This window comes from Dehalococcoidia bacterium, assembly GCA_035574915.1.
In the GTDB taxonomy this organism is placed as follows: domain Bacteria; phylum Chloroflexota; class Dehalococcoidia; order DSTF01; family WHTK01; genus DATLYJ01.
In genome coordinates this window covers 12,907-31,928 of sequence record DATLYJ010000071.1, presented here as the reverse complement: position 1 = coordinate 31,928, position 19,022 = coordinate 12,907, and the positions used below count along the sequence as shown (strand labels likewise).

Genomic DNA, 19,022 nt, shown 5'->3' with positions numbered 1-19,022 from the left:
AGGCCCTCCTTGCCTTGACTCCGGCCGCGAGGAGGTGCCGCGGTGCCCTTTAAGCCCGTCCCCACGCGCGTCGACTTCGTCCGCCTCGAGCACGAAGTACAGGAGTTCTGGGACCGCGAGCGCATCCTCGCGAAGTACCTGAAGCGCAATGTCGATGCCCCGAAGCGCTGGTCCTTCATCGACGGCCCGATCACGGCGAACAACCCCATGGGTGTGCACCACGCATGGGGCCGCTCCTACAAGGACCTCTACCAGCGCCTGCACACCATGCAGGGGTACGAGCAGCGCTACCAGAACGGCTTCGATTGCCAGGGCCTGTGGATCGAGGTCGAAGTCGAGAAGGAGATGGGCTTCAAGTCGAAGAAGGACATCGAGACCTTCGGCATCGACCGCTTCGTCGAGGCCTGCAAGGAGCGCGTGCGCCGCTTCTCGAAGATACAGACCCAGCAGTCCATCCGCCTCGGTTACTGGATGGACTGGGACAACAGCTATTACACGAACTCAGACGAGAACAACTACACGATCTGGCTCTTCTTGAAGAAGTGCTGGGAGCGCGGCTGGATCTACAAGGGCAAGGACGCCATGCCATGGTGTCCGCGCTGCGGCACAGGCATCTCCCAGCACGAGATCGTCACCGAGGGCTACCAGGAGATCACGCACAAGTCGGTCTACCTGAAGTTCCCCCTGACCTCGTCTCCTCTCGAAGGGGGAGCGGAGGCTGAGGGCTCCCTCCTCGTGTGGACGACGACGCCCTGGACGCTCGCCGCCAACGTGGCGGCCGCCGTGCACCCCGACCTGACCTACGTCCTCGTACGCCAGGGTGACGACCTCTTCTACGTCTCGAAGGGCGCCGTCTCGTCGGCCGTGCGCGGCGACCACGAGGTCGTGCGCGAGGTGAAGGGCGCCGAGCTCGTAGGCCTCACGTTCCGCGGCCCTTTCGACGAGCTTCCCGCGCAGCAGGGCATCATCCACCGCGTCATCGCCTGGGACGAGGTCTCGGACGCAGAGGGGACGGGCATCGTGCACATTGCGCCCGGCGCCGGCGCCGAGGACTTCGCGCTCTCGAAGGAGCACGGCCTGGAAGTGATCGCGCCGCTGGAAGAAGACGGCACCTACATCGTCGGCGACCGCCCCGGCATGCGGACCGGGTTCGGCTTCCTCGAGGGCAAGTTCGCCGGCGATGTCTCGGAGGAGGTCTTCGCCAGCCTGCGGGAGAAGGGCCTCCTGTACCGCGTCCAGGACTATACTCACCGCTATCCCACCTGCTGGCGCTGCGGCTCCGAGCTCGTGTTCCGCCTGGTCGACGAGTGGTTCATCTCCATGGATGGCAGGAAGCAGGAAGCGGGCAACGGCGCCGGCCAGGCGGCGAGCCAATCAGCCGACAAGCCGCTCCGCGAGCGGATCATGGAGGTGGCCCGCAAGGCGAGGTGGATCCCGGAATTCGGCCTCGCCCGCGAGCTCGACTGGCTCAAGAACATGCACGACTGGATGATCTCGAAGAAGCGCTATTACGGACTGGCGCTGCCCATCTTCGAGTGCGAGCAGTGCGGCCACTTCGAGGTTATCGGTTCCGAGCACGAGCTGAAGGAGCGCGCCGTCGAGGGCTGGGAGGAGTTCGAGGGGCATAGCCCCCACCGGCCCTACATCGACCCCGTGCGAATCGCCTGCTCGAAATGCGGCGCGAAGGTGCCGCGCATCAAGGACGTCGGCAACCCCTGGCTGGACGCGGGCATCGTGCCGTTCTCCACCCTGGGTTACCGCCACAACCCGGACTACTGGCGCAAGTGGTTCCCGGCGGACTGGGTTTCGGAGAGCTTCCCGGGCCAGTTCCGCAACTGGTTCTACTCGCTGCTCGCCATGGGAACGGTCATGGTCGAGGGCACCGAGTTCGAAGGCCAGCCGCCGTTCAAGACGCTGTTCTCCTACGCCCTCCTGCGCGACGAGAAGGGCGAGGAGATGCACAAGAGCAAAGGCAACGCCATCTGGTTCGACGACGCCGCCGAGCGCATGGGCGCCGACGTGATGCGCTGGATGTACTTTCGCGCGCCCCCGGCGAACAACCTCAACTTCGGCTGGCACGGCGGCGACGAGATCAAGCGCGGCTTCCTCTCGACTCTCTGGAACACGTACTCGTTCTTCGTCACCTACGCCAACATCGACGGCTGGACGCCCGAGCAAGTCCAGCGGCCGCCGGCTACCACCGTCACCGAGCGGCCTGAGCTGGACCGCTGGGCGCTCTCCGAGCTGAACCAGCTTGTCAAGGACGTCACGGCTGACCTGGCCGAATACGACTCCATGAACGCCACGCGGCGCATCGAAGAGTTCGTCGAGGGGCTCTCGAACTGGTACGTAAGGCGGAGCCGGCGGCGCTTCTGGAAGTCCGAGGACGACGCCGACAAGCGCAGCGCCTACGAGACCCTGTGGACCTGCCTCGAGACCCTGTCGCGCCTTCTGGCGCCAATGCTTCCCTTCCTCGCCGAGGAGATGTGGCGCAACCTCACGCTGGCGGGAAGCGGGGAGGGGGAAGAGGGAGGCAAGGCGGCGGCCGAGAGCGTCCACCTTTGCGACTGGCCGCAAGCCGACGAGGCGCTGATCGACCGCGAGCTGCAGGATGCGGTGCGCCTGGTGCAGCGCCTGGCCTCGCTGGGGCGGGCGGCGCGGGCGAAGGCGGGCATCAAGGTCCGTCAGCCTTTACAGAAGGTGCACGTGAAGGTCCAGACGGCGAAGGAGCGCGAGACCGTGCGCTTGCTCGCCGAGCAGCTCATGGAGGAGCTCAACGTCAAGGACGTCGAACTCATCGATGACGAGGCTGAGTACTTCGAGTACCAGGTGCGGCCCAACCTGCCGGTCCTGGGGCCGAAGCTGGGGCCGCGGATCGGCGAACTGCAGCGGGCGCTGGCCGCCGCCGACAAGGTGGCGGTGGCGAAGGCGGCGACTGCGGGCCGCCAGGTAGAGCTGGACGGCTTCACCCTGGAACCGTCTGAGCTTCTGGTGACGACTCAGGGCAGGCTGGGCTATGCGGCCGCCGAGGACGCTGGTTACGCCGCCGTCGTGACGACCGAGATCACGCCCGAGCTGGCGGACGAAGGCCTGGCCCGCGAGCTGGTGCGCCGCATCCAGGAGATGCGAAAAGACGCCGGCTTCGAGATCTCCGACCGCATCCGCCTCACGTACGAGGGCCACGAGGACATCGTGCGCGTCATGCAGTCCTGGCGCGACTACATTGCCCAGGAGACGCTGGCTCAAGCCGTCGAGCTGTCACCTCCGCCTCCGGGCTCGCATTCGGAGTCGCACGACGTGGATGGCCGCCGCGTGCTGCTCGCGGTCGTCAGGGTTTAGGCGCGGCGGCGCTGGCCGCCGTGGGTCCGCTTGGGCGCCATAGCGCCGCGGCTCTTGCCAGCCCTAACGTATGAGGGCAGCGGTCAGCGACCTCGCTGCCTGGCTGTATCGAGGTAGTCGCCGGACCCGCTGGATGTGCGTCCCGAGCGCCAGTGCCACCGGCCCTGCCAGGGCCCAGGACCGGTCATCGGCGACCAGAATGCGACGAGGCCGGATTCGGCTAGCAAGCATCACTCGTAGGAGCCCTTCCTGGAGTTCCGGGTCCGTTCTCCAACTCTCGACAATCTCCGCATGGAACACGAAGCCTGAGTCAGCGTCCGTGCAAATCCAGATGACGGGGAGGTAAGGGCGTCTTCCCGCCTGGCGTACGGGCGCGGGGATCTCGAACAAGCCAACCTCCCACGTCAGCTGTGTCCGCCGAGCGATTTGACTCACTGCGGCGATCCGCACGGGATCTGGCTTAGGGGGCTTGCGCGGCGACTGGGGAGGATCCGGAAAGTCCTCCCAGAACGTATTCCATGACCCGGCTCTGTCTGGGCGACGGGTCAGCAAGAGCTCGCCAGCAGCCTGGCCGTCCTCGGCCCGTCGGTGACGCAGTAAGGTCGCTGCAACGGCCACCTGCTCCAGCGCAGTCGCAACCATCCGCGCCTCCCAGCCCACAAGGTGCCACGGGTAGTACCCCGGCCTGAAGCTCCGGAACTGTGGCCAGGCCTTGCGACCCCTTAGCTTGAGGCCAAGGCTCGCTATGGTCTGGCGGTCCGAGGCGTCGAGCGCTTCCCGGTCCTCGAAGGAGGCAAGGATTGCCAGCTGTCGCGCCAGGTCCACCGGCTCCCCCGAGGCCTGCCTGAGGTAGCACTCGAGACCCTCGCTGCCCGGGTAGACTCCGAGGCCGAATACCTCTCCGGCGTCACCGAAGACGCTGCAATAGGCAACCGACTGGCTCTCAGGATCGTGGACAGCGACGAGATCGATATCGCTCATCCAACGCCAGGGCGCCAACTCCTTGTACTCCAAAGCCGCCCTGAAGAGCCTGGCCCACTCTTCCGCGGTGGGCACCGGCTCTCCGTCGATGGTTGACGCCCGGGTGTTCGGCTTCGAGGTGCCTGAGGCTTTCGGCATGTGCCTGTCGAGAGTGATGCTTTGCCCGCTGATGATAAGAGTGCTGGGGGCGCAAATGCCAGCGGAAATGCTGCGCTTCACTCCGGCGATCGACGGGCGCCGGCCGCCGTGGGCTCGCTTCGACTGCCATCTGCCGTTTCGTAAGTCGCCGTACAGGGCGGCGGTCGACACATCCCAGCGGCGAGTGCGTAGAATCCGGCGGTGGACGCCGGCGCCGTCCCTAAGGTCGAGCTGCACTGCCACCTCGACGGCGTGGTCGACGCCGCGATGCTGCGCGGAATGCCCGGCGCCGGATTGCGGGCGCCGGTTGCGCCCGAGGCGCTCGAGGCCGTGACCCCGGCCCGCGACTTCGAGACCTTCCTGCGCTGGTTCGATGTCGCCGCCGCGCTGGAAGGCGACATCGACAACTACCGGCCCGTGATCGCGGCCCACATCCAGCGGCTGAAGGCGCAGAACGTCGTCTACGCCGAGGTGTTCATCGGGCAGAGCGAGCTGCCTGCAAGCCGCGACGATGAGGCTGTCAAGCTGCGCGACTTTCGCGCCTACGTCGACTCCCTCGAGGGTGGGAGCATCCAGGTGGAACTCCTGGCGCAGTTCAACCGGACGAAGCCCCCGGAGGTGCTGGCGGAGCGGGTCGAGAGGACGATCTGGGCGTACGAGCGAGGCCTGATCCGTGGCTTCGTGGTCGCCGGCTGGCCGGAAGCGGGATTCCCGATGTCGCGCTTCCGCTCGTCCTTCGAGCGCCTGCGCGATGCCGGCGTGCCCGTCGAAGTGCACGCCGGCGAGTGGGCGGGCCCGGAGTCAGTGCGCGACGCCCTCGACAACGCCTTCCCGCGCCGCATCGGCCATGGCGTCAGCATCTTCGACGACCCGGAGCTCGTGAAGCGCGTGCGCGACGAAGGGATTCACGTGGAGATGTGTCCCACAAGCAACGTCGTAACCGGAGCTGTCGCCCGCCTGGGAGAGCACCCGATCGCGCGGGCGCTCGCGGCCGGCGTCAGCATCAGCGTGAACACCGACGACCCGGGAGCGTTCGGAAGCACGATGGACGGCGAGTTCCGGCTCCTGCACGAGACCTTCGGCTTCGGCGAGGCGGAGTTCGCCCACATCTTCGAGGCCTCGCTCGCCGCGCGGTTTGCGTCGAAACTGAAGTACTTGCCGGACTGACCTGGCGGCGGGCCCGCTCAGCCGGCGGCAGCGGCCACGGCCGCGCGTGACTTCTCGGCACGGGCGCGGGCGCTGGGGTCGAGGTGCTTCTTGCGCAGGCGCAGCGCCTTCGGCGTCACCTCAAGGTACTCGTCCGCCGCAAGCCACTCGATCGCCTGCTCGAGGGAGAGGATGCGCGGAGGCTCCAGCCGCACGGCCTCGTCCGACCCGGCGGCGCGGATGTTCGTGAGTTGCTTCGTCTTGCAGACGTTCACGGCGATGTCGTTTTCGCGCGCGTTCTCTCCGACGATCATGCCGGCGTAAACGCGCGTGCCCGGCTTGATGAAGAACGTGCCGCGGTCTTGCAGCCGGAAGAGCGCGTACGGCACCGCCTCGCCCGCCTCCATGGCAACGAGCGCGCCCTTGCTGCGCTCCGCGATCTCGCCCTTGTAGGGCTCGTAGGAGTGCAGGCTGTGGTGCAGGATGCCCGTGCCCCGCGTCTCGGTCATGAACTCGTTCCGGAAGCCGATAAGGCCGCGCGAGGGCACCAGGAACTCGAGACGAACGTCCTCGCCGGTCGAGAGCATGTTCTTCATCTCACCGCGGCGCTTGCCCAGGTTCTCGATGACCGCGCCGACATGCTCCTCGGGCACGTCGATGACCACGTGCTCGACCGGCTCCAGGAGCGCGTCGCCGAAGCGCTTGAGGATGACCTCTGGCCGGGAGACCTGGAACTCGTACCCTTCGCGCCGCATCGTCTCGATCAGGATGGCGAGGTGCAGTTCGCCCCGGCCGCTCACCTTGAACACCTCCGGCGAGTCCGTCATCTCCACGCGCAGGCTGACATCCGAGCGCTGCTCGCGCGCCAGGCGCTCGCTGAGGTTGCGGGTCGTGACGTAGCGGCCCTCCTGGCCGGCGAACGGCGAGTTGTTGACCATGAAGTGCATCGAGATCGTCGGCTCCTCGATCGCCACGAAGGGAAGGGGCGAGGGGTCCGCCGGGTCGGCGATGGTCTCGCCAATGTCGACGTCCTCCATGCCGGCCAGGGCGATGATCTCGCCCGCGGAGGCTTCCTCCACCTCAACCCGCTTGAGGCCGTCGAAGCCGTAAATTTTCGTGACACGCGCGTCCTCGGTCCTGCCGTCGCGGTGCACGACCTTCATGGGCGCCCCGAGGCGGATGCCTCCCCGTGCGATCCGTCCGATGCCCAGGCGGCCGAGGTAGTCGTTGTAATCGATAGTCGTGATCAGCATCTGAAACGGCGCGTCCGGGTCCACCATGGGAGCGGGCACCGCCTCCACGATCGCGTCCAGCAGCGGCTCGAGCGTCGTGCTGGCGTCCTCGAGGTTGCGCCTGGCGATGCCCGCCTTGGCGACCGTGTAGATGGCCGGGAAGTCCAGCTGGCTGTCGTTGGCTCCGAGCGCGACGAACAGCTCGAAGACTTCGTCGAGCACCTCGTAAGGGCGCGCGTCGGACCGGTCGATCTTGTTGATTACCACGATGGGCTTCAGGTTGAGGTCGAGCGCCTTCTTCAGCACGAACTTCGTGCCCGGCAGCGGGCCCTCCGCGGCGTCGACGAGGAGCAGCACGCCTTCGACCATGGTCAGCGTGCGCTCGACCTCGCCGCCGAAGTCCGTGTGCCCCGGCGTGTCGACGATATTGATCTTCGTGCCCTTGTAGAGGACCGCGGTGTTCTTGGCCAGGATCGTGATGCCACGCTCGCGCTCCAGGTCGTTCGAATCGAGCACGCGGGCGACCGGCTGCTGGTTCTGACGGAACGCGCCCGTCTGGTGCAGCATGTGGTCTACCAACGTCGTCTTCCCGTGGTCGACGTGGGCAATGATTGCGATGTTGCGGATGTCTTCCCGGCGCCGCATAGCCTCTCGATTCGGGGCCACACACACAATTACTCCCACAGACGTGTTCTCCGCCTGGGGGAGTAATGAGCGAAACCCGGTATTGGCGTCGATCCACTATAGCAGCCTTCGATGCCTTGAGCTTCGCTGTAACCATGAGTGTGGCGCCCGCAGGTCGCCAGCGGGGGGCGGGGCCAACGAAGCGCTGCTGGCTCACGCCCGGCTCCACTATCCTGCATCCATGACGCGCCTCCATTCGTCTCCCACGCTCCAACCGCGCCCGCGCCTCGGAGCCCCTGCCGCGTTTCAGGGCTTCCCGGAAGATGAAGTCTGAAAACGATCCAATGTGCAGCGGCCCGCCGCGCCTGGGCCGATGAGCGACCCGAGAGTCGTCTTCGCCTTTTTCGGCCACCCCGGCGCGGGCAAGAGCACGTTGTGCTTGCGCTTTGGCGAGCTGCACGGAGTACCGGCGCTCGACACGGACCTCTTCATGACGCCGGAGGAGCGGGAGGCGGTGGAGGCCGGGCGCTACACCCAGGCAATGCGGCTGGCCAACATCGACCGCTACTGCGCCAGGGCGCGTGAGCTGCTGCGCGCTCATCCGGCTGTCGCCCTCGCCGATGGGCTGCCGAACGCGGAGTCGCGCGAACGCCTGCGCTCGGAGTTAGGCGGGGCGCGGGCGCGCGTTGTCTTCGTCCTTGTCGAGACGCCGCCGGACCTCTGGCGGCGCCGGCTGCAGGCGCGCGGCGCCAACACGGTGCGCGTCGGTGTCGCGGAGGCGGAGGCCTACGTCCGCGAGCACTGGGAGCCGGACGAAGGAGCGCTGCAGTGCGAGCGGATCGAGAACGGCGAGGACGCGAACGCGGTCGATGCGGCGCTGCGCGGGCTGTTCGAGCGACACGTGGCCGGGCGTTAGCGGCGTCGGCAAGGGCGCTCACGGCGCAGGACTCCTGAGGCCGGCCGAAGCGCCGCCATGTGTCCGCCGCTCGCTACAATCTGTGCATGTCCTACACGCGCGTCGAAGTGGAGCCGAACGCCAACACGCCCATGGCGGCGACGCAGGTCTTCAAGAACATCGGGACGCCTCACCCGGTGTCGGCGGTGCGTCTCTTCGAGGGCGAGCCGGAGGGCCGGCTATTCGACGTGACCGGCTGGTCGAGCGCGGAGGGCGGCTCGCCCGTCAGCGCATACGCGGTCCAGGTCGAGGACTCGAGCGCGGGCGCCGCCTGGCTGGTGTACGGCGGCGACTGGGGCATCCGTCTGCGCCCCACCGAGTCACTCGAGGACTGGAGCCTGGAAGACCCGGACCAGTACGGCGAAACGCACCTCGTACTCGCGGACGAGGACGACATAATGTTCGCCGACTAGGCGCCTCGAAGCCGGGCAGCTCATGATCCCCTCGGAGCGCCCCGCGGCGCGCGCGGCGAGCGTACCTGGCCCGCGGGCCCTGGTTTAGCAGAGCTTTAGCATTCCGTTAGGGCATGACTGGTGAACAAGCGCGAGGGCGCGCGGATACTTTTCCGGAAGTCGCACTCCCTGGAGGCTGCCTTGTCCTCTCGACGCGCGTTACGCCGGAACTTGATCCGCGGGCTACTCTTCGCCGGCGGAGTGCTTTCCTTCATCCCACCGTTCGTCGTCATCAGTTCGCGGGGTGCGGACGGAGAGGCATCCCAGCCGGCGGCCGTGGGCGCCGCAGGGCAGCGCCTCTTCCGGGAAGACCGAGAAGAAGAGGACGACGATGACGACGATCACGCGCTGAGGTCGGCGCCGTCGCCAGCGCCGGCGCAGCCCGTGGCGCCGGTCAGGGCACGCGCCAGGACCCGCGCCTCGTGACCGGACGCGAGACCTCGCGGCCGCAGGTGCTGGTGCCATGGGCCTCAGCCAGCGTGGCGCTTGGCGCCGTCCTGGCGGTCCTGCTCCTCGCGCCCGATGGTCACACCGTCTGGTACTTCGTCCGCGCCTCCGGCATCTCGGCGTACGGGCTGCTGACACTCACGGTGGTGGGCGGACTGGTAGTTTCGAACCGGACCCTGCCCGGTGGCCAGGCGCGCGCGGACGTCTTCGACGCGCATCAGTTCCTCGCCCTGCTTTCGCTGGGCACTTCGGGACTGCACGCCCTCGCTCTCTTGCTGGACGAGTACGTGGGTTTCTCTCCGAGGCAGGTCTTACTACCCTTTACCTCTTCGTACCGGCCCGTAGCGGTCGCGCTCGGGATAATGGCCCTTTACCTGCTTGCGGCCGTATACGCGAGCTTCTACCTCCGGCGCTGGATCGGGCAGAAAGCATGGCGGGCGGTCCACTATGCGAGCTTCGCGGTCTTCGTCCTCGCCACCTATCACGGCATCTTGAGCGGCGCCGACAGCCGCGAAATCTGGGTGCTGGCGCTCTATCTCGGAGCGATCTTCTCCGTGGTCGGCCTGACAGCGTGGCGGCTGGTGCGGGAGGCTCCCACCGTCCCCGCAAAACAGGCGGCCGCGTCTATCACGGCAACGGAGGCCCCGGAAAGCGCCTGGGCGCGTGGCGCCGCCGCCGCCCAGACGCCCTCTGCCAGCACCCGGTCGTGATACATGGCATACGCGTCAAGACCGCCATTCAAGGCCGCCTCTCGGACTATGCAAGGGTGAGGCGTGCATGAGGGGGCGTGAAGGAGACCCGAGGTTCGGGCAGGTGCCGTTGCGGCTCCCGTCGAGTCACGTCGGCGCAGACGAAGCCGGCGCGGCGAAGGCCCGCGAGAGCGGGCCTTCACCATGAGGAGGAGCCTGCGGGCTAGTAGTGGTCATGCGTGTCGCGGTGGCCGCGGTCGATGGCCTCGCGGGGGCCGAAGGGCGAGAAGCTCGCGAGGAAGAGCAAAGAGAAGATCAGCCCGATGATGCCAACCACCACGAGGATGCCGCCCACCGTCTGCAGGTCAACGCCCGAGACCTCGTAGTCAACAGCCCAGGCCAGTACCGCACCAAAGGCTATGAGCAGAAGGCTGGTCCCTACCGCCATGTCGTGTCCTCCTATCGGGAGAGCCCCCTGCCGTCCTTCCTCCTTCACCCTAAGGGGGCCGGCGTAGCGGCCGCGTTAGGAAGGGGGCCAGGCGCTTGTAAGCCGCGTTACTAATCGCAGCCGCTAGCCTGCCGGAGGCCGGATGAGCCTTCTCAGGCCGCGGCGCGGCTGCTACCGTGGTAAGCCTTGAAGGCCCCAATCAAGGTCCACGCTGGCATCGAGGACGTGCGGCTTGGCGAGACGGACGACGTGCGCGCCAGGGTCGCGGGAGTGCGCATCACCTGGCAGTCGAGGCGCGGCGCCGGCCTCTGGGCCTTCCACGCGCCCGTTGCGGTGGTCGACGAGCGCGGCGGCCGGAGGCGCCTGCGGCCGGTCGTTGACCTGAATCTCGTGCTGGTCATGGCGCTGCTGGTCCTGACGCTGGCAGCGACCCGTCAAAGGAGGGGAAGAGGAGATGGCGGACGACAGCCTGACGCCACGGCAGACTGAAGAGGAGCGGGCGATTACAGAGTCGCCGGCCGGCAGGACGGTACCGGCGGATTACGGCGGGGAAGCCGCGGCCGCGGTGGCGCGGACCGGGAGGGAGATGAGCTCGTTCATCGGGCACTTCTCGGAGGTCGCGCGGGCGGAGGCCGCAGTCGGGCCCGCGCAGAGCCTGGGTGGTCACACGCTCGTGCCGCTGGCGGCGGTGAGCGTGCAAGGGGGCTTCGGCATGGGTTTCGGCGGCGGCGGGGGCACGGACGAGAAGCAGAACCAGGGCGGAGGCAGCGGCGGCGGCGCCGGAGGTGGCGGCCGCGGTTCCGCGCGCGTGATCGCCATCGCCGACGTCTCGGAGTCCGGTGTCGTCGTGAGGCCGGTGCCGGACGTGACAATGCTCGCGCTCGGGCTGATGGCGCTGATTGGCCTGCGGATGATCAGCGGACGCGGCGCCCGCGGCCGCTTGATGCGCATGCTTCCGAGTCCCTGAAGGATCGGCGGCCGGGTGTCCTGCTGGCGGCTAAGACGATGCGCCGACGGCTGCCGGCTGGCTACGCCCGGAGACGAACATCTCCTGCACGATCTCGACGAAGGCGTGGGCAACGGGGCCGAGAGGGCGGCTGCGTCGGCTGATGAGGGCGATCTGCCGCGTCGGGGTGCGCATGCCCGCAAGCTCGATCTCGACGAGGCTGCCGGACTGGAGTTCGCGCTCGACGGCCATGCGTGGCAGCAGGGCAACGCCGAGGCCCTCCTCCACCATCTTCTTGGTCGCCTCCATGGAGTCGAGCTCCATCTGGATGCGGGGGACGATGCCGTGCTGCCGGAAGAGGCCCTGGGCCAGCGAGTAGTAGCTGGAGTTGTGGTCGAAGAAGATGAACGGGTGGTCGCCGAGCTGCTCGACCGAGATCGTGCCGTACTGGGCCAATTCATCGGACGAGTTCGCGACCAGGATCAACTCGTCCTCGATGAGACCTTTGGTCTCGATGTCCTGGTGGTACACGGCGCGCACAAGGCCGACCTGCGCCTCGTCGGAGAGGAGCATTTGCAGCACCTGCTCCGAACGCCCGGTGCGCACGGAGACCTCGACCCGTGGGAACCGCTGGCGGAACGTCTTCAGCACCCCGGGGAGGATGTATGTGCTCACGGTGGTGGCAGAGGCCAGGATCAGAGAGCCTGACTGGAGGTTCCGCAGGGCGTCAATAGCGTCCCGGCCCTCGTGCAGCGCCTGAAGGACGCGCTCCGCATGAGGGAGGAAGCACTGGCCCACCTCGGTCAGGCGTACCCCGCGCCCCGAGCGCTCGAACAGCCGCTCGCCGAGGTCTCGCTCGAGGGCCTGGATGCGGGCAGTGACGGAAGGTTGGGTCAGGAACAGCGCCTCAGCAGCGCGGCTGAAGCTCTTCTGGTTCGCGACCTGGACGAACGCCTCAAGCTGACCGAGGTCCAACTACAAATACCCTCTATACAAATCCTCGATAATCATAGCAGATACTGACGGCTTGCAGGGTCAAAAGCAAAGCCGTCGATTTTCGTATAGGCCGGGCTGATGCGTCAGGCGCGCTGGCTACGCGGCCGGAAGGCGTGCTGGCGTTCTTCCTCGCTGAGGTTCTCGAAGTAGAGGCGCTGCTTTTCGATGTAATGGCGCCACTGCTCCGGCACGTCGTCTTCGAAGTAAATGGCGGTCACCGGGCAGGCGACCTCGCAGGCGGCGCAGTCGATGCACTTTTCGGCGTCGATGTAGAGTTGTTCGTCCTCGTCCTTCCCGTAGATGCAGTCGACGGGACAAACGTCGATGCAGCTCATGTCCTTGACGCCGATGCAGGGTTCGGTGATGACGTAGGTCATGAGCTGCTTTCCGCGGGCCGCACGCCGGGCTTGATGACGGAGATGGGTCCGGCCAAGACGACTGCCTGGCAGGCGAGCCGCACGGGACGGCGGAGCACCGCCTCGCCTCGCTCGGCGGTCAGGGTCTTGCGCTCGCTGCGACCCATCTCGAGCAGGTTTCCCTCGCCGGAGACGACCTCGGCCATGCAGGTGGTGCAGATGCCCTGGCCACCGCAGGTCGTGGGCCAGTAGAGGCCGCGCGCAAGGGCAGCGCCCATCATCGTTTCGCCTGGCTCTGCTTCGAAGTCGATGCCGTCGGGGAGGACGGTGATGGTAGCCATCCGAGCGGAATTCTAGCACAGGCCAGGGTGAAGCCCCATCGCGTACGGCTCGGGCTGCCGGGCCGTCGTATACTAACGCGCTAACCTATCCACATCCCCGCCAGCGTGTGGGCCAGCCGGCTAGCCGGGGAGCAACGGGGGCTTGGACCTCAAGACACTGGACCTCAGGCCGGACCAGTCGCCTCTGCTCGCTGCGTTGAGCAGCGAAGAGCTCGATTACCTCTTGCCGCGCCTCCAGCGCCGCTCGTTCCGGGCCGGCGAGACAGTCCTGGCGAAGGGCGCCCCTTCGGACGGCCTCTATCTGATCGCCTCGGGCATGGTCAGCGTGAACTTGCGGGAAGACGCGGCGTCCGGCGAGGACATAGCGACGCTCGCGCGCGGCGAGTGCGTCGGCGAGATGAGCCTGATAAGCGGCGAGCCCTGCTCGGCGACGATACGCGCCCTCGTCGACACTGACGCCTGGTTCATTGCCAGGGACGACTTTCCCGAAGTGCTGGACCGTTGCCCCGGGCTCTGGCGCAACCTCAGTGGCATCCTGAGCCGGCGGCTCGTGCGCACCAACCGCCGGCTGGGCGAAAGCCGCACGGGCCGCGTCACGGCGCTCTACCTGCTAGCCGGGGAGGGTGTCAGCACCCCTCTGGCCCTGATCCTGGGCGCCAGCCTGGCGCGGCAGACGCGGCGGCGGGTCCTTCTGCTCGATGCGCGCCGCGGCCCCGTGGCGAGCCTGGGGGCTGCGGCTGACGAGTCCTCTGGCCGTGACGATAGTGCGCCCGGGCTCGGCGAGCTGCGAGATGTCGGGGTCGCGGGCGGTTCGCTCTGCCTGGCCACCCTTGCGGCGAAGCCAGGCGCCGCCCCGGCAGGCATGGCAGCGATGGCGGACGAACTGGCGGAGCGCTTCCATGAGATCGTGCTCCTTTGCGACAGCCCGGAGCCAGCCGCGGGGCCTCTCCTGGCCAGGGCTGCCCAGTTCCTGGTGGTGGCCGAGGATGGGCGCTTGGGCGAGGCGGCGTCCGTCGCTGAGTCTCATCGCGGGCGCCAGGAGCGTCTGGAAGTTGCCGCCCTCACGGACCTGGCCGTGACCTCGGACAACAAGGTAGGGGGCCTCTGGGACCGCTCGGTGCTTCAGAGGCGGGCCAGGATCGAAGGCCTCCTGAAGCTGGTTCCGACCGGTGGCCGGCTGCGGCTGCTGCCTGGCGACCACGGCCTGCTCTCGCGGGTTCGGGAGCAGGGGCTCGAAGGGTGGGCGGCAGACGCCGAAGGGCCCTTTGTCCAGGCTTGCGATCGGCTTGCGCGCCGAATTGGCCGCATCGAAGTCGGCGTAGCGCTTGGCGCCGGCATGGCAAAGGGATTCGCTCACCTCGGCGTCCTCAGGACGCTCATGGAACATGGCGTCCCTGTCGATTACCTGGCCGGCTCGAGCATCGGCTCGATCGTGGCCTCGACGTACGCCGGCGGCATGGAACTGGCGCAGCTGGAAGCCCTGATGACGGGCGCAGACCGGCGCTTCGTGAAGCTGACGCTGCCCATCAGGTCCATATCCAGCAACCGCGGTTTGAAGAAGATACTCACCACCTGCCATCCCCGCGCGCCGGACGCCGAGTTCTCCGAGCTCTTCATACCTTTCGCGGCCGTCGCGACGGACGTCGCCAGCGGCCGCGAAGTCGTGCTCGATGAAGCGGTCATCTGGAAGGCCGTCCTCGCCAGCATCTCGATGCCGGGAGTTTTCCCTGCGGTCGAGCATGATGGGCGCGTGCTCGTGGACGGTGGACTCACGAACCCCGTCCCCGGTAAAACCGTGAGACAGATGGGCGCCGATGTCGTCGTCGCCGTTGACCTCGCATCGTCGGCAAGGGATGACTCTGTGCCCGGCGAGGGCGCGCGCGTGCCCAACATCATCGAAGCGCTCTGGAGGACGATGGAAATCATGCTCGGAGAGATAACCGCGCGAAGCGCCGCGAGCGCCGACGTGACCATCCGCCCGCACACCGGCCGCTCTCACATCCGCGACTTTAGCCGCCGCGGCCGGGACTTCATGGTGGCCGGAGAGACCGCGACGTTGGCGGCGCTGCCCGAGATAGCCGCGCTCATCCCCTCGGTGGAGGTGCTGTCATGACCGCGGTAACGGGCGAGGGCGTCCCGGGCCTGAAGGCGGTCCCGATCTTTTCGCGTTGCTCGCCCGAGGAGCTCGCGGCCGTGGCCGCGAGCCTTGAGCTGGTCGAGTACGCGCGCGACGCCGTGATCTTCCGCGAGGGCGAGCCGGGCGAGGAGATGTTCGTCATCGCCCGGGGGCAGGTCAGGATCGTTTCAGACGCGGCTACCGAGAAGGTGGTCTTCGCTCACCTGGCGCCCGGCGACTTCTTCGGTGAAATGGCCCTGCTCTCGGGCGACACCCGCTCCGCGGCCGCGATCGCAACCACGGACGCAAGCCTTTGGCGCCTCACGCGGGAGCGCTTCCAGGCCCTGCTGGCGCAGTACCCCCAGATCAACGAGGAGATCAGCCGCGTCCTGGCCCAGCGTGTGTCGCACGGCAATGTACATCGCTTCCAGAACGAGGCCGTAGCCCTGCTGACGCTCACGCCCGAGCGTGAGGAGTTCACCATCGGGCGCTGGGCGGAGAACGACCTGCAGATCAATGACCCCCACGTTGACGGCCTCCACGCTCGCATACGCCGGCAGGATGGCCGCTGGATCATCACGGACGAAGGCTCGACCACCGGCACCTACGTAAACCGCCAGCGCATCAAAGAGGCAGAGCTGCGGGACGGAGACGAGGTGCTGGTCGGCACGAGCCGCGTTTACCTCGATGGCCTCAAAGTAAAGTCGTTCAGCCATGGCCGCGGCGTCCGGATTGACGCCATCGACCTTGGCAAGACCGTCGGAAGCAAGCGCATCCTGGATGGGATCAACCTCTCGATCGTCCCCGGCGAATTCGTGGCCCTGGTTGGCGGGAGCGGGGCCGGAAAGACCTCGCTGCTCCATGCGCTGAACGGCTTCTCGCCGGGCACCGAGGGCGCCGTACAGTTCGACGGCACCGACCTTTACGCGAATCTCCCCGTGTTCAGGACGGCGATCGGCTACCTGCCGCAGGACGACATCATCCACACGCAGCTGACGGTGGAACGGACCCTCTTCTACGCCGCGCGCCTCCGGCTGCCAGGGGACATGGGGAAGGCGGAGCTGGAGAAGCGCATCGAGGAGGTCCTGGAGACCGTCGGCCTGTCCGAGCACCGCCGGAAGGCAGTGAGCCTGCTCAGCGGCGGTCAGCGCAAGCGTTTGAGCCTGGCGGTGGAGCTACTGGCGACGCCGCGCGCCTTCTTCCTGGACGAGCCAACTTCAGGCCTGGACCCCGCGCTGGAGAGCCGGATGATGGCGCTCTTCCAGAGCCTGACCGAGGACGGTGCGACCGTCGTGCTCTCTACTCACTCCACGCAGAGCCTGGGCCTCTGCGACAAGATCGCTTGGCTCTCGCAGGGCAGGCTCGTGTTCTTCGGCTCGCCCGCTGAGTGCCTCCGGCACTTCCATTGCTCGACCTTCGGGGAGGTCTATGACCTCCTGAACGGGGAGGGTGCCACCGAGAAGTGGGTCGATTCGTTTCAACAGTCGCGCGTCTACCAGGCGAATGTGGTCGAGCGCAGGCCGGCGCTCGCGGCGCCGGCAGCCGGCGCCAGGCCTCAGCCGGTCAGCGGGCCGCGGACCCGCGGGGCCTCTGGCCTGAGGCAGCTCTTCTGGCTCACCCTCCGCTACGCCGAGGTCATGGCTCGGGACCCGAAATACCTGGGCCTGCTGCTCCTGCAGGCGCCGGCCATCGCGCTGTCTCTCCTCCTGCTCTTCCAGGCAGACATCTTCGCGCTGACCGCGGACGAGGGCGGCGACGCCCTGCTGGCCACCGCCGCGCTCAAGGGCCTTGTGCTCTCGGCGATCTGGCTGGGCGCCTTCAACGCGGCGAGAGCGATAAGCAGCGAGACCGCGATCTACGCCCGAGAACGGCTGGTCAACCTCGGCGTCGTCCCGTACATAGGCTCGAAGGTCATCGTGCTGGCGGTGCTCTGCCTGGTCCAGGCGTTCGCGCTGGTGAGCATCGTCCTGCTCCGTGTGGACGTGGGGCAGATCGGCTGGGATGTCTATCCGCTGCTCGTCCTGCTGACGTTCATGACGGCGCTGGCGGGCCTGACCATGGGGCTCCTCGTTAGCGGCGCGGTGGCGAACTCGGACCAGGCGATGGCCCTGGTGCCCATGCTGCTGATCCCTCAGCTGATCTTCGACGGCTCGTTCGTGCCTGTGGAGAAAATGCTCGCGCCGGCGCGGATGCTCTCCAACGTGGTCTTGAGCCGGTGGTCGCTGGAGCTGGGGGCCAGTATAACGAGCATGGCGGACCGCTTCGCGGCCCAACTGCCGGCGCCTTTCGCCGAGCCGTACGTGAGGGCCTTCACCATAGACGCCGTGGTGCACTGGTCTGTGCTCGCGGCCTTCATCGTCGTGCCGCTGGCGCTGACGCTGGTGATGCAGAAGCGAAAGGACCGCGTGGTGGCGCGCTAAGCCGCCCGACGGGCCCCTGTGTGAAGTGCATCCTAGGAGGCTTTCCGGCCTCGCGATAGAGTCGGCGAAAGGGTTGATCGGGTGTCTGCAAGGGAAACCCGCCGAGTCGTAATAACGGGCATGGGCGCGATCACGCCCCTCGGTAACAGCGTGGACGAGTTCTGGCGCGGCTGCACCGAAGGCCGCTCCGGTATTGGCTGGATCACGGTCGGGGACCCGAAGGACTACCCGGTCAAGATCGACGGCGAGGTCAAAGGCTTCTGCCCCACGGACTTCATGGACGGGAGCGAAGCGGCCTCCCAGTCCCGGTTCAGCCAGTTCGCTGTGGCAGCGGCGTCGATGGCGATCGAAGACGCCCGGCTGGACGTTGCCGCGGAGCGGCCGGAAAGGATCGGGGTCATCGTGGGCACCGGCGCGGGTGGCTACGCGGAGGTGGAGGCCGCGACGCGGGCGGTCATCGCCGGCCACGCCGGGTCGATCTCCCAGGACGCGGTGGCGCAGGCCATGCCCCACATGGCGACAGCGAACATCGCGCGGGCCTTCGGCCTGAAGGGATACGCGAACACGGTCTGTACGGCCTGCGCCGCCGGCACTCAGGCCATCGGCTCGGCCCTGGACATAATCCGGTCAGGGCGGGCGGACATCGTGCTCGCCGGCGGGACCGAGGCGGGCCTGTGCGAGATCGCGCTTGCCGGCTTCGTCGCGATGCGCGCCCTCTCGACGCGCGCCGACGACCCGACCAGGGCCAGCAGGCCCTTCGACGCGCGACGGGACGGCTTCGTGAGCTCCGAGGGCGCGGCCATGTTCGTGCTGGAGGAGCTCGAGCACGCGCTTGCGCGGGGCGCTCGCATCTTCGCCGAGCTTGCCGGCTACGGAGCAACTTCGGACGCCTTCCACATCGTCGCGCCCAGGCCGGACGGGTCCAGCGCCCAGGCGGCGATGTCGCTGGCGCTCGCCGACGCGGGCGTGGCCCCGGCGGAAGTCGACTACATCAACGCCCACGGCACGTCGACGGTGTTCAACGACGTCGTGGAAACGGCCGCGATCAAGGCCGTTTTCGGCGAGGACGCCTACCGCATACCAGTGAGCTCGACCAAGTCCCAGGTCGGCCACGCCCTGGGCGCCGCGGGCGCCATCGAGTCGGTTGCCTGCGTGAAGGCCATCCAGACGGGCATCCTGCCGCCCACGATCAACCACGAGGAGCCGGACCCGCAGTGCGACCTGGACTACGTGCCAAATGAGAGCCGGCTTGTGGGCGATGTGCGCGTCGTACTCAAGAACAGCTTTGGCTTCGGCGGGCAGAACGCCTGTCTCGTCTTCCGGAAGCTGTAGGCAAGCGGTCACTCCAGTCACGGGCGTTCCTGCCGCAGGCACCGCGCGCCATAATGCCGTAGGA

General features: G+C 67.5%; 17 protein-coding genes. 10 read left to right on the top strand and 7 right to left on the bottom strand.

Annotated features, from left to right (window positions below; genetic code table 11):
- Positions 1-42: 42 nt before the first annotated feature.
- Complete coding sequence (ileS, locus tag VNN10_06670; GenBank protein ID HXH21695.1) at positions 43-3,339, top strand: isoleucine--tRNA ligase; 3,297 nt, start codon at positions 43-45, stop codon at positions 3,337-3,339.
- A gap of 63 nt (positions 3,340-3,402) precedes the next feature.
- On the opposite strand, the gene VNN10_06665 is transcribed toward ileS, so the two are convergent.
- Entirely contained in the window at positions 3,403-4,458 is a 1,056-nt protein-coding gene (locus VNN10_06665) for a hypothetical protein (GenBank protein ID HXH21694.1), read from the bottom strand.
- Positions 4,459-4,659: 201 nt separating this feature from the next.
- Between VNN10_06665 and VNN10_06660 the strand changes: the two genes are divergently transcribed.
- The gene (locus VNN10_06660) at positions 4,660-5,625 is read left to right on the top strand and encodes an adenosine deaminase family protein (protein ID HXH21693.1); all 966 of its coding nucleotides are present in this window, start codon (positions 4,660-4,662) and stop codon (positions 5,623-5,625) included.
- Between the two features lie 17 nt (positions 5,626-5,642).
- Here the strand turns inward: VNN10_06660 and typA are convergent, their stop codons facing one another.
- Positions 5,643-7,481 (bottom strand): translational GTPase TypA, encoded by a 1,839-nt coding sequence (gene typA / locus VNN10_06655; protein HXH21692.1) that lies wholly within the window; start codon positions 7,479-7,481, stop codon positions 5,643-5,645.
- 352 nt (positions 7,482-7,833) lie between these two features.
- Between typA and VNN10_06650 the strand changes: the two genes are divergently transcribed.
- Both VNN10_06650 and VNN10_06645 read left to right on the top strand, forming a co-directional pair.
- Positions 7,834-8,376, top strand: coding sequence for an AAA family ATPase (locus VNN10_06650; protein HXH21691.1), 543 nt, complete (start codon positions 7,834-7,836; stop codon positions 8,374-8,376).
- An 86-nt stretch (positions 8,377-8,462) separates the two neighbouring features.
- The gene (locus tag VNN10_06645; protein HXH21690.1) at positions 8,463-8,828 is read left to right on the top strand and encodes a hypothetical protein; all 366 of its coding nucleotides are present in this window, start codon (positions 8,463-8,465) and stop codon (positions 8,826-8,828) included.
- 222 nt (positions 8,829-9,050) lie between these two features.
- Here the strand turns inward: VNN10_06645 and VNN10_06640 are convergent, their stop codons facing one another.
- Positions 9,051-9,212 (bottom strand): hypothetical protein, encoded by a 162-nt coding sequence (locus VNN10_06640; GenBank protein HXH21689.1) that lies wholly within the window; start codon positions 9,210-9,212, stop codon positions 9,051-9,053.
- Positions 9,213-9,289: 77 nt separating this feature from the next.
- Here VNN10_06640 and VNN10_06635 point away from each other — a divergent pair, with 77 nt between their 5' ends.
- A complete protein-coding gene (locus tag VNN10_06635) occupies positions 9,290-10,024 on the top strand; it encodes a hypothetical protein (GenBank protein ID HXH21688.1) in 735 nt (244 codons plus the stop codon).
- Between the two features lie 202 nt (positions 10,025-10,226).
- Here the strand turns inward: VNN10_06635 and VNN10_06630 are convergent, their stop codons facing one another.
- Positions 10,227-10,451 (bottom strand): DUF6458 family protein, encoded by a 225-nt coding sequence (locus VNN10_06630; protein HXH21687.1) that lies wholly within the window; start codon positions 10,449-10,451, stop codon positions 10,227-10,229.
- 186 nt (positions 10,452-10,637) lie between these two features.
- On the opposite strand from VNN10_06630, the gene VNN10_06625 reads away from it, so the two are divergent.
- The gene (locus VNN10_06625; protein HXH21686.1) at positions 10,638-10,940 is read left to right on the top strand and encodes a hypothetical protein; all 303 of its coding nucleotides are present in this window, start codon (positions 10,638-10,640) and stop codon (positions 10,938-10,940) included.
- Positions 10,906-11,418 (top strand): hypothetical protein, encoded by a 513-nt coding sequence (locus tag VNN10_06620; GenBank protein HXH21685.1) that lies wholly within the window; start codon positions 10,906-10,908, stop codon positions 11,416-11,418. The genes VNN10_06625 and VNN10_06620 overlap by 35 nt, the downstream gene beginning before the upstream one ends.
- Positions 11,419-11,448: 30 nt before the next feature.
- On the opposite strand, the gene VNN10_06615 is transcribed toward VNN10_06620, so the two are convergent.
- The 3 genes from VNN10_06615 to VNN10_06605 all read right to left on the bottom strand — a co-directional run bounded on the left by VNN10_06615 (position 11,449) and on the right by VNN10_06605 (position 13,090).
- Entirely contained in the window at positions 11,449-12,372 is a 924-nt protein-coding gene (locus tag VNN10_06615; protein ID HXH21684.1) for a LysR family transcriptional regulator, read from the bottom strand.
- A 104-nt stretch (positions 12,373-12,476) separates the two neighbouring features.
- Positions 12,477-12,770 carry a 4Fe-4S dicluster domain-containing protein gene (locus VNN10_06610; GenBank protein HXH21683.1) on the bottom strand — a complete coding sequence of 98 codons (294 nt, stop codon included), beginning with the start codon at positions 12,768-12,770 and terminating at the stop codon, positions 12,477-12,479.
- Positions 12,767-13,090 (bottom strand): 2Fe-2S iron-sulfur cluster-binding protein, encoded by a 324-nt coding sequence (locus VNN10_06605; GenBank protein HXH21682.1) that lies wholly within the window; start codon positions 13,088-13,090, stop codon positions 12,767-12,769. Before VNN10_06605 ends, VNN10_06610 begins: the two co-directional genes overlap by 4 nt.
- A 142-nt stretch (positions 13,091-13,232) precedes the next feature.
- Between VNN10_06605 and VNN10_06600 the strand changes: the two genes are divergently transcribed.
- From VNN10_06600 to fabF, 3 genes are all read left to right on the top strand, one after another.
- Positions 13,233-15,203, top strand: a complete 1,971-nt coding sequence (locus VNN10_06600) for a patatin-like phospholipase family protein (protein HXH21681.1) — start codon at positions 13,233-13,235, stop codon at positions 15,201-15,203.
- Positions 15,200-17,626 (top strand): ATP-binding cassette domain-containing protein, encoded by a 2,427-nt coding sequence (locus tag VNN10_06595; GenBank protein HXH21680.1) that lies wholly within the window; start codon positions 15,200-15,202, stop codon positions 17,624-17,626. Before VNN10_06600 ends, VNN10_06595 begins: the two co-directional genes overlap by 4 nt.
- 81 nt (positions 17,627-17,707) lie before the next feature.
- A complete protein-coding gene (fabF, locus tag VNN10_06590) occupies positions 17,708-18,958 on the top strand; it encodes a beta-ketoacyl-ACP synthase II (GenBank protein ID HXH21679.1) in 1,251 nt (416 codons plus the stop codon).
- Positions 18,959-19,022: the final 64 nt, after the last annotated feature.

Excerpts from the sequence above, each read along its gene's own strand:
- VNN10_06645 (HXH21690.1), top strand. The coding sequence starts at position 8,463 with ATGTCCTACACGCGCGTCGAAGTGGAGCCGAACGCCAACACGCCCATG.
- typA (HXH21692.1), bottom strand. The coding sequence starts at position 7,481 with ATGCGGCGCCGGGAAGACATCCGCAACATCGCAATCATTGCCCACGTC.
- VNN10_06650 (HXH21691.1), top strand. The coding sequence starts at position 7,834 with ATGAGCGACCCGAGAGTCGTCTTCGCCTTTTTCGGCCACCCCGGCGCG.
- VNN10_06665 (HXH21694.1), bottom strand. The coding sequence starts at position 4,458 with ATGCCGAAAGCCTCAGGCACCTCGAAGCCGAACACCCGGGCGTCAACC.
- VNN10_06630 (HXH21687.1), bottom strand. The coding sequence starts at position 10,451 with ATGGCGGTAGGGACCAGCCTTCTGCTCATAGCCTTTGGTGCGGTACTG.
- VNN10_06610 (HXH21683.1), bottom strand. The coding sequence starts at position 12,770 with ATGACCTACGTCATCACCGAACCCTGCATCGGCGTCAAGGACATGAGC.
- VNN10_06595 (HXH21680.1), top strand. The coding sequence starts at position 15,200 with ATGACCGCGGTAACGGGCGAGGGCGTCCCGGGCCTGAAGGCGGTCCCG.
- VNN10_06620 (HXH21685.1), top strand. The coding sequence starts at position 10,906 with ATGGCGGACGACAGCCTGACGCCACGGCAGACTGAAGAGGAGCGGGCG.
- VNN10_06605 (HXH21682.1), bottom strand. The coding sequence starts at position 13,090 with ATGGCTACCATCACCGTCCTCCCCGACGGCATCGACTTCGAAGCAGAG.